Below are 13,363 nucleotides of genomic sequence, written 5' to 3'. Positions count from 1 at the left end.
GGGCTGATCTTGAAGTCCTGTACGCTAGTGCGCATGGGCTGGTAGACAGTCGAGTGCGCAATAGGCGTCATCGGCACTGCGTCTTTCAGGAGGTGTTGCGCCTGTTTGTACAGCTCGGTGCGCTTGGCCTGATCGGACGTTTCCTTGGCCTGATGGATCAGCGTGTCGAACGGCTTGTCACACCATTTGGCAAAGTTGTTGCCGTTCAGGGCGTCACAGCCGAACAGGGTGCCGAGCCAGTTGTCGGGGTCACCGTTGTCGCCGCTCCAGCCAATCAGCATGGCGCCGTTCTCGCCATTCTTGGCCCGCTTGATGTACTCGCCCCATTCATAGCTGACGATCTTGGCGTTGATACCGATCTTCTTCCAGTCGTTCTGGAGCATTTCGGCCATCAGTTTGGCGTTGGGGTTGTAAGGACGCTGAACCGGCATCGCCCACAGGGTGATTTCGGTGCCTTCCTTGATGCCCGCTTCCTTGAGCAGCTCGCGAGCTTTCTCGGGATCGTACTTGGCATCCTTGATGGTGGTGTCATAGGACCACTGGGTCGGCGGCATGGCGTTGACCGCCAATTGACCTGCACCCTGGTAAACCGAGTCGATGATCTGCTGTTTGTTGACCGCCATGTCCAGCGCTTGGCGCACTTTCAACTGAGCCAGGGGATTTGGATGGTCTTCGCCCTTGATCTCAGGCATCACGTTGTAGGCGATGTAACCCAGGTTGAAGCCAGCCTGATCAGGCATCTTCAGGTTTTTGTCGGCCTTGAGTGGCTCAAGGTCGGCAGGACGTGGGTAAGCGGTGATCTGGCATTCGTTTTTCTTGAGCTTCTGCATGCGCACCGAGGCATCGGTGGTGATGGCGAAGATCAGGTTGTCGACCTTGACGTCTTCAGGCTTCCAATAGTCCTTGTTGCCGGTGTAACGAATATTGGAGTCTTTCTGGTAGCTCTTGAACACAAACGGACCGGTGCCGATAGGCTGCTGGTTGATCAGCTCCGGCTTGCCTTCCTTGAGCAGCTTGGCGGCGTACTCTGCGGACTGGATGGACGCGAAGCTCATTGCCATGTTCTGGATGAACGCAGCGTCGACTTTGCCAAGAGTGAACTTGACGGTGTGGTCGTCGACTTTTTCGATCTTGGTGATGTTGGTGTCCATACCCATATCAGTGAAGTACGGGAATTCGGTCGGATACGCTTTGCGGTAAGGCATGTCCTTGTCGATCATGCGATTGAACGTGAACAGCACGTCATCGGCATTGAATTCACGGGTCGGCTTGAAGTAGGGCGTGGTGTGAAACTTGACGCCTTCGCGAAGGTGGAAGGTGTACGTCAGGCCATCATCAGAGATGTCCCACTTGGTTGCCAGGCCGGGCACCACGGAGGTGCCGCCGCGTTCAAACTGGCTCAGGCGGTTGAAAATGGTCTCTGCTGCGGCGTCGAAGTCAGTACCTGTGGTGTATTGACCCGGATCGAATCCGGCAGGGCTGCCCTCGGAGCAGAACACCAGATTCGAAGCTGCGTGAGCGAAAGGAGCACTGGCGAGCAGGCTGGCGCCGACCAGAAACGGAATGACCGCGTGTTTGAGCATGGTTGCCTCAGTTGTTGTCATTTTGATTAGAGGGAACGACCTCGTGAGCCGATCCGTCCGATACTTATGCAGGGGCCATACCCAAAGCAAGACAGTGACGCCAAAGAAGCGACAAAGAGTGGCACGATCGTACAGGAATGTCGCGAAAGTGTAATTTTCGACCCTGTTGATCGTTTGCGTGTCGTTTTTTGAAACGTTTTACGCACCGTTAAGGCGCAACCGGGTGAGAAAAATGCACCCGGTTGGAGCCATGTTGTTACTTCACTGTTCCCAGGCTGACACCATAGAAGGGTGTCAGGCCGAATGGGCTGATCTTGAAGTCCTGCACTTCCTGGCGCATCGGCTGAAACACCTTCGAGTTGGCAATAGGTGTGATCGGTACCTGCTGCTTGAGAATGTGCTGGGCCTGCTGATAAAGCTTGATGCGCTCGTCGCGGTTACTGGTCAGCTTGGCCTGCTGCACCAGTTTGTCGTAAGCCGGGTCGCACCACTTGGCGTAGTTGCTGCCTTTGACGGCTGCACAGCTGTACAGCACACCTAGCCAGTTGTCAGGGTCGCCGTTGTCACCGGTCCAGCCGTAGATCATCGCGTCATGCTCGCCTGCCTTGGCGCGCTTGATGTATTCGCCCCACTCGTAGCTGACGATGTTGGCCTTGATGCCGATCTTTTCCCAGTCGGACTGAATCATCTGTGCAGACATGCGCGCATTGGGGTTCGAGGCGCGCTGTATGGTCATGGCCCACAGGTCGATTTTTGTGCCCGGTGCCACGCCTGCTTCCTTGAGCAGTTGCTTTGCCTTGGTCAGATCGTGAGGGGCATCCTTGATCGTCGGGTCATAGCTCCACTGACCCGGCGGCAAGGCGTTTTCGGCCAGTTGACCGGCGCTCTGGTAAACCGCTTTGATAATCGCCGGTTTATCGATAGCCATGTCCAGCGCCTGGCGCACCTTGAGCTGATCAAGCGGCGCATGGGTGACGTTGTAGGCGAGGAACCCCAGGTTGAAGCCCGGCTGGCTGAGGACCTTGAGTTTCGGGTCCTTTTTCATTTCTTCGATGTCCTGCGGACGCGGATAGCCGCTGACCTGACATTCGCCAGCCTTGAGCTTCTGCATGCGCACTGCGGCATCGCTGCTGATCGAGAAGATCAGATTGTCGATCTTCACGTCCTCGGGCTTCCAGTACTCGGTGTTGCCCGCGTAACGGATCTGCGAGTCTTTCTGGTAGCGTTTGAAGACGAACGGGCCAGTGCCGATCGGCTTCTGGTTCAACTCCTCGGCCTTGCCTTCCTTGAGCAACTGGTCGGCGTATTCGGCAGACTGGATGGACGCGAAGCTCATGGCCAGGTTCTGCACGAACGCAGCGTCAATGTTGTTCAGGGTGAACTTGACGGTCAGTGGGTCGACTTTCTCGACGCTCTTGATCGTTGTGTTCAGGCCCATGTCAGTGAAGTAGGGCGATTCGGACGGGTAGGCCTTGCGGAACGGATGGTTGGCTTCGAGCAGGCGGTTGAACGTGAACAGCACGTCGTCCGCGTTGAATGCGCGAGTAGGAGTGAAGTAGTCCGTGGTGTGAAACTTCACGCCGTCGCGCAGATGAAACGTGTAGGTCAGGCCATCCGGCGAGACGTCCCAGCGAGTAGCCAGGCCTGGCTCCACTTCCGTGCCGCCACGCTTGAATTGGGTCAGGCGGTTGAAGACGGTTTCGGCCGAGGCATCGAAGTCGGTGCCGCTGGTGTACTGACTGGGGTCGAAACCGGCCGGGCTGGCTTCCGAGCAATACACCAGTGTGCTGGCCGCCTGGGCCAGAGGTGCGCAGGCCAGCAGGGCGGAGGTCAGCAGCAGCGGTTTGAAGAGTGTGTGTCCCATGGATCCCTCGCGTAGTGCTGCGTTCTCAATATTGGACGCAGAGCGTCGGTAACTGCATTCCCACGCAGAGCATGGGAGCGATAGTTGTGCTGATTGAGCTCCGGTTTCCGGGCTCGGAATAAATGATGACCGTTTCTCAGGGAATCGCGACTTCAATCACGCCATCGGCTGCAACGCTGACCTGGCTGGTGCCCGCTTCGACATCGGGTGTTGGCGCTGAGTCTTCCCGCGAGGATTTTGCCATCATCATCACCGGTGCGCGCAGATACGGCTGCGGGTAGCCCGAGGTGTTCAGGTTCAGGTTAACCAGCTTGTAACCCGTGCCGCCCAAGGCTTCTGTGACCAGTTGCGCTCGGGCCTTGAACGCAGTCACGGCGTCCTTGAGCAGGGCGTCTTCGCTGGCCTTGCGGGTCGATGGCGAGATCGAGAAGTCCATGCCGCCCATTTTCAGATCCGTCAGCAGCTCGCCGGTCAGCTTCGAAAGTATCGCAAAGTCCGCACTTTCCAGACGCAGCTCGGCGCGTTCACGCCAGCCGGTGATCTTCTGCCCTTTGTCGTCGTAAACCGGATAGCTGTTGCGGCTGCCCTGACGGATCTTCACATCCTTGACCTGCCGCGCCTGGCCCAGAGCCTTGTTCAGGGTTTCAGTGATCTGAGCTGCCAGTTTGGCCGGGTCGCTGTCCTGTGCTTCGGTATAAAGGGTAACCAGCATCAGGTCGCGCTGGACTTCCTGATTGACCTCGGCGCGCAAGGAAATCTGGTTGTACCGGGCTTCTTCAGCCAGGGCCGGCAGGCTGGACAGGGCGGCGGCCAGCGCGACGAGCGTGGCAGCAGGGCGAAGATTGAACATGAGAGCTCCTTGTTATCAAACGGCCTGCGACACGTGTCGCTCGGCGCAAAGTGTTCTGACTGTAGCGCTTTGGCCCGGTTCCTGCGATGCCGGACTGCTCTGGTGTGCGGTGCGTTGACGCACTTTTCCAGTTTTGCCTCTCGCTTGGTTATACTCGCTGCGATCCGCCTGGAGCACTCATCAGGAGAGCTCATGCTCGCCCCCGTTCAAATGCTTTCGGCCACACGTCAAAACCTGTGGCGCCTGACATTCATCCGTATTCTGGTGCTGGCCGCGCAAGCCGGCTCGGTAGGTATGGCCTGGCTGTTCGACTTTCTGCCACTGCCGTGGCTGCAACTGTCGATCACCCTGGGCTGTTCGCTGGTGCTCTGCGGGCTGACCGTCATTCGTCTGCGCACCTCGCTGCCGCTCACCGAGCTTGAATATGCGCTGCAACTGGCGCTGGACCTGCTGATTCACAGCGCGCTGCTGTATTACTCGGGCGGCTCGGCCAACCCGTTCGTGTCTTATTATCTGGTGCCGCTGACCATTGCCGCCGCCACGCTGCCATGGCGTTACTCGCTGATTCTGTCCGGCTTTGCGCTGAGCATGTACACCTTGCTGATGGTGCGCTCGTACCCGCTGGAAACCGACTCCATTGCCCGGGAAAACATGCAGGTCTACGGCATGTGGCTGAGTTTTGCGCTGGCAGCTTCCGTCATCACCTTTTTCGCGGCAAAGATGGCCGAAGAGCTGCGTCGCCAGGAGCAGTTGCGCGCCGAGCGCCGGGAGGAGGGCTTGCGCGATCAACAGCTGCTTGCCGTCGCGACTCAGGCCGCAGGCGCGGCCCATGAACTGGGCACTCCACTGGCGACCATGAGCGTGCTGCTCAAGGAAATGCGCCAGGACCACGGTGACCCTGCTTTGCAGGACGACCTGTCGGTGTTGCAGGAGCAGGTCAAGCAGTGCAAACAGACCCTTCAGCAACTGGTGCGTGCCGCCGAAGCCAACCGGCGTATGGCCGTTGAGCAGCAGCCTGCCACCCGCTGGCTGGACGAATCCCTCAACCGTTGGCATTTGATGCGCCCGGAAGTGAGCTACCGCTTTTACCAGTTGGGCAAGGGCGAGGTGCCGATGCTGGCCCCGCCACCGGACCTTACCCAGGCGCTGCTCAACCTGCTCAACAACGCGGCCGACGCCTGCCCCGATGGCCTTGAAGTCAACCTGAACTGGGACAGCACAGAAGTCTGTATCAGTATTCACGACCACGGCGCAGGTGTGCCGCTGGCAATTGCCGAACAGATCGGCAAGCCGTTCTTTACTACCAAGGGCAAAGGTTTCGGCCTGGGTCTGTTTCTGAGCAAGGCCAGCGTCACCCGTGCGGGTGGCTCGGTAAAGCTCTACAGTCATGAAGAAGGCGGTACGCTCACCGAGCTGCGCCTGCCCCGAGATACGCGAGGAGAAGAAGCATGAGTGACGAAGACATCCAGGTTGAAGGCGAAGAGCTGCCGCACCTGTTGCTGGTCGATGACGACGCGACGTTCACCCGTGTAATGGCGAGGGCCATGAGCCGTCGTGGTTTTCGGGTGAGCACCGCAGGTTCAGCCGAGGAAGGCCTGGCGCTGGCGCAGCAGGACATTCCTGAATACGCCGCGCTGGACCTGAAAATGGATGGCGATTCAGGTCTGGTGCTGCTGCCCAAACTGCTGGAAATGGACCCGGACATGCGTGTGGTGATCCTCACCGGTTATTCGAGCATTGCCACGGCGGTCGAAGCCATCAAGCGCGGCGCGTGCAATTACCTGTGCAAACCGGCTGATGCCGATGATGTGCTGGCGGCTCTGCTGTCCGAACACGCCAACCTCGACACGCTGGTCCCCGAGAATCCGATGTCGGTGGATCGCTTGCAGTGGGAGCACATCCAGCGCGTGCTGACCGAGCACGAGGGCAATATTTCCGCCACAGCCCGGGCGCTGGGCATGCATCGCCGGACCTTGCAACGCAAGTTGCAGAAGCGCCCTGTGCGGCGTTAATGAAGGTTTTTTCATAGTGGTCGTATAGGCGTTTTTTTGCTTCATTGTGATCAGGCATCGTACTTTCAAAGAGAGCGAGCCTGACCTACATGAATCGCAATGCTGAATATTCTGCCGTCAACGACACTGTGAAAGGGGCGTTTCTACACCGCGTCTGGAAGCTGATAACGCCGTATTGGCGCAGTGAGGAAAAGGTCACCGCCTGGCTGTTGCTGGTTTCGGTGATTGCGCTGTCGCTGTTCAGCGTACAAGTGTCGGTCTTCTTCAACAGCTGGTATCGGGATTTTTACAACGCGCTGGAGAATAAGGACCTGGCTGCCTTCACCCACCTGATCCTGTACTTCAGCGGTATCGCCGCGATCGCCATTCTGGCAGCGGTTTATCGTCTGTACCTGACCCAGTTGCTGACTATCCGCTGGCGTCGCTGGCTGACTGAACAGCACTTCGCCCGCTGGCTGGCAGACAAGAACTACTACCACCTGGAGCAGGGCGGGTATACCGACAACCCCGACCAGCGTCTGTCCGAAGACCTCAACGAGTTCACCACCAGCACCCTCAGTCTGGGGCTTGGCTTGATGAGTGCGGTCGTCAGTCTTGTCTCGTTCTCGGTCATTCTCTGGGGCGTGTCGGGCAGCATCGAACTGTTCGGGGTCACCATACCCGGCTATATGTTCTGGGCGGCCCTGCTTTACGCGCTTATCGGCAGCCTGTTAACGCACTGGATCGGCAAGCGGCTGATCCCATTGAACAACCAACAGGAGCGCTTTGAGGCGGACCTGCGTTTTGCTCTGGTGCGTGTACGGGAAAACGCCGAAAGTATTGCCTTGTCCGAGGGCGAGCGTAATGAAAACCAGCGCCTCAGCGGGCGCTTCATGATGATCTGGAATAACTTCCGGGCATCCATGAAAGTCCAGAAGCGACTGACGTTCTTCACATCGGGTTATTCGCAGATTGCCCTGATCTTTCCTTTCATCGTGGCTGCGCCGCGGTATTTTTCGGGCAAGATCGAGTTGGGTGATCTGATGCAGATCAATTCGGCATTCGGTAATGTGCAGGAGAACTTCAGTTGGTTCATCAGCGCCTACAGCACGCTGGCCTCATGGCGCGCCACCTGTGACCGCCTGCTGAGCTTCCGTCAGGCCATGACTGATCATGAAGCGCAGCAACCGGCCATTGAAAGGGTTCACGCTAACGACACACTGGACCTGCGTGGCCTGGAATTGAGCCTCGCAGGGGGGCGTCAACTGTTGAGCGATGCCAATCTGCATATCGGTCCGGGAGAGCGAGTGATGCTCAGTGGTCGCTCGGGCAGTGGCAAAAGCTCGTTGCTGAAGGCTTTCGGTGGTCTATGGCCGCACGGTTCGGGCCAGATTTGCTTGCCCACAGGGACGGCGCTGTTCCTGCCGCAACGGCCTTATCTGCCCATCGGCACCTTGCGTGAGGCAATGAGTTATCCACAACCTGCGCAACGCTACCCGGCAGAACGCTTTGCAGAGGTGCTGAACCAGTGTCGTCTGGAGCGCCTTATACCGCGACTGGATGAAAGCAATCACTGGCAACGCTTTCTGTCGCCCGGCGAGCAGCAGCGAGTGGCGTTTGCTCGCGCCTTGCTGGTCGCGCCAAGCTGGCTGTATATGGATGAGGCCACCTCGGCCATGGATGAGGATGACGAGGCTGCCATGCACCGCGCAATCATTGATGGCCTGCCCGGTTTGACGCTGGTCAGTATCGGACATCGCAGCAGCCTCAAACGCTTTCATGGTCGGCATGTGCGTATCGAGGGCGCAAAACTGCTCGAGCAACCGACACCAGCAGCGGTTTGAGGTTAGTGCTGTTGGGCGGGTGGCGCTTTTGAGGGTGTGATCATACAACCGCTGAGCTATGATTAGCCCATGTTTAGCAGTCCAGAGATCGATGTTGGATGGAAAATCAAAGCGCTCCGCCCCGCGCCCGTAGAAAACACCGCAGCCTCGCGCAGGAGTTGGTGACTGAGCTGTCCGAGCGAATTCGCAGCGGTCAGCTCAAGCGTGGCGACAAACTGCCTACCGAATCCGCAATCATGGAAGAGCAGGGCGTTAGCCGCACCGTGGTACGCGAGGCGATTTCGCGCCTGCAAGCGTCCGGTCTGGTCGAGACCCGCCACGGCATCGGCACCTTCGTTCTCGATACGCCAAGCCCCAGTGGGTTCCGTATCGATCCGGCCACCATTGTCACTCTGCGTGATGTGCTGGCTATTCTCGAATTGCGTATCAGCCTGGAAGTCGAGTCGGCCGGGCTGGCAGCCCAGCGGCGCAGTGACGAGCAGTTGGCGGCGATGCGTTCGGCGCTGGACGCGCTCAATGAAAGTGCCGCACACGCCACGGATGCGGTGGCGTCTGACTTCCAGTTCCACCTGCAGATTGCGCTATCGACCGGCAATCGCTATTTCACGGACATCATGACCCACTTGGGCACCAGCATCATCCCGCGCACACGGTTGAACTCTGCGCGTCTGGCCCATGATGATCAGCAGCACTACATGGACCGCCTGAGCCGCGAGCACGAAGAAATTTTCGACGCCATCGCCCGTCAGGACTCCGATGCGGCTCGCGCCGCCATGCGCCTGCATCTGACCAACAGCCGCGAACGCCTGCGCCACGCCCACGAAGAAGCCGAGTCGCAGCGGGCCTGACGATTAAAGAGGACGCAGAGCGTCCAGAACGGCATNNGGCATGCGACGCAGAGCGTCGCACGAAGTGTTAGGTGGATTGAGGTTATCCGCACGCTCTCGCACAATAGTCAGGCTTATCGTTCCTCACGCTCCAGCGTGGGAAGGCCTGCCGTGACGCTCTGCGTCACAAATCTACGCGGCATCGCGTGAGCCAAAAACGGCCCCGGTGCTCTCCCTCTGAAAAAACCCGAAAATCCCTGTTGAGTGATTTTATTATCAGTTGTACGATGACTTACGACATCGGCGCTGACCCGGTGATCCTCTAACAATTATGTCCTCCAGGGTGTTCGAATAATGAATCCACAAGAACTGAAGTCCATCCTCTCATCCGGTCTGCTGTCTTTCCCGGTTACCGATTTCAACGCTCAGGGCGACTTCCATCGCGCGGGCTACATCAAACGCCTCGAGTGGCTGGCACCGTACGGCGCCAGCGCTCTGTTCGCCGCAGGTGGCACAGGTGAGTTCTTCTCCCTGGCCGCCAGCGAATACTCCGAAATCATCAAGACTGCCGTCGACACCTGCGCCACCAGCGTGCCAATCCTGGCCGGTGTAGGCGGTCCGACCCGTCAGGCCATCGAGTACGCTCAGGAAGCCGAGCGTCTGGGCGCCAAAGGTCTGCTGCTGCTGCCGCATTACCTGACCGAAGCCAGTCAGGACGGCGTTGCCGCCCACGTTGAAGCGGTGTGCAAGGCGGTGAAGATCGGTGTGGTGGTCTACAACCGTAACGTCTGCCGCCTGACCCCAACCCTGCTGGAGCAACTGGCCGAGCGTTGCCCGAACCTGATCGGTTACAAGGACGGTCTGGGTGATATCGAGCTGATGGTTTCGATCCGCCGCCGTCTCGGCGACCGCTTCTCGTACCTGGGCGGCCTGCCGACCGCTGAAGTCTATGCCGCTGCCTACAAGGCGCTGGGCGTGCCGGTCTACTCGTCTGCGGTCTTCAACTTCGTGCCGAAGCTGGCGATGGACTTCTACCACGCCATTGCCCGTGACGATCACGAGGCGGTCGGCAAGTACATCGACGATTTCTTCCTGCCGTATCTGGAAATCCGCAATCGCAAGGCCGGTTATGCCGTGAGTATCGTCAAGGCGGGCGCAAAAATCGCCGGCTACGACGCAGGCCCGGTGCGTGCGCCATTGACTGACCTGACTCCGGACGAGTGCGACATGCTCGCCGCGCTGATGGACAAACAAGGCAAGCAGTAACACCCCCAGGACAAAACCGCTGAGCGATCAGCGGTTTTGTCGTTGGAATGCATGACCCTTACAGGTGGTAGCTGTCGTCGCCGCGACACTGCCAAGGGGCCTGTAATGCAACACCCAAAAACAGCTTTACCCGCGTAAAAAAATAATCAGTGGGAGCTCTACCATGCAAAAGTCCAAGCCGACGCACGTCCGCTATTTGATTCTGTTGATGCTGTTTCTGGTCACCACGATCAACTACGCCGACCGTGCCACCATCGCTATCGCTGGTTCCAGCATCCAGAAAGACCTTGGCATTACTCCGGTCACTCTGGGCTATATCTTTTCTGCATTTGGCTGGGCCTACGTGGCCGGTCAAATCCCCGGTGGCTGGCTGCTCGACCGTTTCGGGTCGAAGAAAGTCTACGCCATGAGCATTTTCACCTGGTCGCTGTTCACCCTGCTGCAAGGCTATGTGGGTGAGTTCGGTATTTCCACCGCCATCGTCGCGCTGTTCATGCTGCGCTTTCTGGTCGGGTTGGCTGAAGCGCCTTCCTTCCCGGGCAACGCCCGCATCGTCGCCGCCTGGTTCCCGACCGCCGAGCGCGGCACGGCCTCGGCGATCTTCAACTCGGCGCAATACTTCGCCACCGTTCTGTTCGCTCCGCTGATGGGCTGGATCGTCTACACCTACGGCTGGCAGCACGTATTCGTGGTCATGGGCGCAGTCGGTATCCTGTTCTCGATGATCTGGATGAAGGTCATCTACGGCCCGCGCAACCACCCGATGATCAACGAGGCCGAACTGGAGCACATTTCCAGCAATGGCGCGCTGGTCGATCTGGATCAGGACAAGGGTAAAGGCGCGCAAAAAACAGCCAGCAGCGGCCCCAAGTGGGATTACATTCGCCAGTTGCTGACCAACCGCATGATGCTGGGTATCTACCTCAGCCAATACTGCATCAACGGCATCACCTACTTCTTCCTGACCTGGTTCCCGGTGTACCTGGTTCAGGAGCGCGGCATGACCATCCTCAAGGCGGGCATCATTGCCTCGTTGCCGGCTATCTGTGGCTTCATCGGCGGCGTGTTGGGCGGCATCATTTCCGACTACCTGCTGCGCAAGGGCCACTCGCTGACCTTCGCCCGCAAGGCGCCGATCATCGGTGGCCTGCTGCTGTCCACCTCGATCGTGACCTGCAACTACGTTGATATCGAATGGGTGGTGGTAGGCTTCATGGCCCTGGCATTCTTCGGCAAAGGCGTCGGTGCACTGGGCTGGGCTGTCATGTCCGATGTTTCACCCAAGCAGATTGCCGGTTTGAGCGGTGGTCTGTTCAACACCTTCGGTAACATTGCATCGATCACCACTCCGATCGTGATTGGTTACATCATCAGCAGCACCGGCTCGTTCAAATGGGCACTGGTGTTCGTGGGCGCCAACGCGCTGCTGGCGGTAATCAGTTACATTTTCATCGTGGGTGAAATCAAGCGTGTGGAATTGAAAGAGCCGCCTGCCAAGGGGCCATTGCTGAACGACTCGGTCAGCGACCTTTCCGAAGCGAAATCCTGAGGAAACCGTGATGAACCTGATTCAACATGCCGATTCGCCGCGCTATATCCGGCTGCATCCGCTGGATAACGTCGTGGTCGTGGTCAACGACCAGGGCGTGCCGGCCGGAACCGAATTCGACAACGGCCTGGTGACTGTCGATAACGTCCCGCAGAGCCACAAGGTCAGCACTGTTGACCTGGCCGTGGGCGAGGCCGTGATTCGTTACGGCCACACCATTGGCTATGCGCTGCAACCGATACCGCGTGGCAGCTGGGTCAGGGAAGACCAACTGCGCATGCCCTCGGCACCTGCGCTCGACAGCCTGCCGATGTCCGACGCGGTGCCCGAGAAACAGGCCCCGCTGGAGGGTTATACCTTCGAAGGCTATCGCAACGCTGACGGCACCGTGGGTACCCGTAACATTCTGGGTATCACCACCACCGTGCAGTGCGTGACCGGTGTGCTCGACCACGCGGTCAAGCGCATCCGCGACGAGCTGTTGCCCAGATACCCGAACGTCGATGACGTCGTGGCCCTGACTCACAGCTACGGCTGCGGCGTGGCAATCACTGCCACCGATGCCTATATTCCGATTCGTACTGTGCGCAATCTGGCACGCAACCCGAACCTGGGTGGCGAGGCGCTGGTGATCAGCCTGGGCTGCGAGAAGTTGCAGGCCGGGCAGGTCATGCATGAGGGCGACAGCTCGGTGGACCTCAGCGAGCCCTGGCTGTATCGGCTTCAGGACTCCAGTCACGGCTTCAACGAAATGATCGAACAGATCATGGAGCTGGCCGAGACGCGTCTACAGAAGCTGAACCTGCGTCGTCGTGAAACAGTACCTGCCTCGGAGTTGATCCTTGGCATGCAGTGCGGCGGCAGTGATGCGTTTTCCGGCATCACCGCCAACCCTGCGCTGGGCTACGCCTCGGATCTGTTGCTGCGTGCCGGTGCGACGGTGATGTTTTCCGAAGTAACCGAAGTGCGCGACGCCATCTATCTGCTGACTTCCCGCGCACAGGATCAGGAGGTCGCGCAGGCTCTGGTGCGGGAAATGGACTGGTACGACCGTTACCTGGCCAAAGGCGAGGCAGATCGCAGCGCCAACACTACGCCGGGCAACAAGAAAGGCGGGTTGTCGAACATTGTCGAGAAGTCTCTAGGGTCTATCGTCAAGTCAGGCAGCAGCGCCATCAATGGCGTGCTTGGCCCTGGTGAGCGGGTCAACGGCAAGGGGCTGATCTTCTGCGCTACGCCTGCCAGTGACTTCGTCTGCGGTACGTTGCAATTGGCGGCCGGTATGAACCTGCATGTGTTCACTACCGGACGCGGTACGCCGTATGGTCTGGCGATGGCACCGGTGGTGAAGGTCTCGACCCGCACCGAACTGGCTCAGCGCTGGCCTGACCTGATTGACATAGACGCCGGACGCATTGCGACTGGACGCGCAAGCATCGAGGACCTGGGCTGGGAGCTTTTCCACTTCTATCTGGAGGTGGCCAGCGGCAAGAAAAAGACCTGGACCGAGCACTACCGGCTGCACAACGACATCACGCTGTTCAACCCGGCACCGATTACCTGACGGGAGTGTGACGCGGAGCGTCACG

The 13,363-nt window shown here is 58.9% G+C and carries 10 protein-coding genes; 7 read left to right on the top strand and 3 right to left on the bottom strand.

The window, feature by feature from the left end:
- The 3 genes from ALO64_RS15365 to ALO64_RS15355 all read right to left on the bottom strand — a co-directional run.
- Positions 1-1,583: ABC transporter substrate-binding protein (locus ALO64_RS15365; protein WP_054991748.1), on the bottom strand; the 1,583-nt coding region annotated here is incomplete at its 3' end.
- A 256-nt stretch (positions 1,584-1,839) separates the two neighbouring features.
- Entirely contained in the window at positions 1,840-3,447 is a 1,608-nt protein-coding gene (locus ALO64_RS15360; RefSeq protein ID WP_044344375.1) for an ABC transporter substrate-binding protein, read from the bottom strand.
- 136 nt (positions 3,448-3,583) lie between these two features.
- Positions 3,584-4,297, bottom strand: coding sequence for an SIMPL domain-containing protein (locus ALO64_RS15355; RefSeq protein ID WP_002555187.1), 714 nt, complete (start codon positions 4,295-4,297; stop codon positions 3,584-3,586).
- A 192-nt stretch (positions 4,298-4,489) separates the two neighbouring features.
- Here ALO64_RS15355 and ALO64_RS15350 point away from each other — a divergent pair, with 192 nt between their 5' ends.
- The 7 genes from ALO64_RS15350 to garD all read left to right on the top strand — a co-directional run bounded on the left by ALO64_RS15350 (position 4,490) and on the right by garD (position 13,338).
- A complete protein-coding gene (locus tag ALO64_RS15350) occupies positions 4,490-5,749 on the top strand; it encodes an ATP-binding protein (protein ID WP_044344374.1) in 1,260 nt (419 codons plus the stop codon).
- The gene (locus ALO64_RS15345) at positions 5,746-6,309 is read left to right on the top strand and encodes a response regulator transcription factor (RefSeq protein ID WP_002555185.1); all 564 of its coding nucleotides are present in this window, start codon (positions 5,746-5,748) and stop codon (positions 6,307-6,309) included. The genes ALO64_RS15350 and ALO64_RS15345 overlap by 4 nt, the downstream gene beginning before the upstream one ends.
- A gap of 89 nt (positions 6,310-6,398) precedes the next feature.
- Positions 6,399-8,132, top strand: a complete 1,734-nt coding sequence (locus ALO64_RS15340) for an ABC transporter ATP-binding protein/permease (protein ID WP_005734205.1) — start codon at positions 6,399-6,401, stop codon at positions 8,130-8,132.
- A gap of 98 nt (positions 8,133-8,230) precedes the next feature.
- The gene (locus tag ALO64_RS15335; protein WP_002555183.1) at positions 8,231-8,980 is read left to right on the top strand and encodes a FadR/GntR family transcriptional regulator; all 750 of its coding nucleotides are present in this window, start codon (positions 8,231-8,233) and stop codon (positions 8,978-8,980) included.
- Positions 8,981-9,313: 333 nt separating this feature from the next.
- Positions 9,314-10,225: a 5-dehydro-4-deoxyglucarate dehydratase gene (gene kdgD / locus ALO64_RS15330; RefSeq protein WP_004656752.1), complete on the top strand. Its 912-nt coding sequence runs from the start codon at positions 9,314-9,316 to the stop codon at positions 10,223-10,225.
- Positions 10,226-10,388: 163 nt separating this feature from the next.
- The gene (locus tag ALO64_RS15325; protein ID WP_002555181.1) at positions 10,389-11,774 is read left to right on the top strand and encodes an MFS transporter; all 1,386 of its coding nucleotides are present in this window, start codon (positions 10,389-10,391) and stop codon (positions 11,772-11,774) included.
- 10 nt (positions 11,775-11,784) lie between these two features.
- Positions 11,785-13,338, top strand: coding sequence for a galactarate dehydratase (gene garD / locus ALO64_RS15320; RefSeq protein WP_044321717.1), 1,554 nt, complete (start codon positions 11,785-11,787; stop codon positions 13,336-13,338).
- The last annotated feature ends 25 nt before the right edge of the window (positions 13,339-13,363 follow it).

The sequence above is a fragment of the Pseudomonas meliae genome (genome assembly GCF_001400515.1).
GTDB lineage: Bacteria > Pseudomonadota > Gammaproteobacteria > Pseudomonadales > Pseudomonadaceae > Aquipseudomonas > Aquipseudomonas amygdali.
The sequence above is the reverse complement of the archived record's forward strand: the minus strand, read 5'-3'. Positions and strand labels throughout refer to the sequence as shown.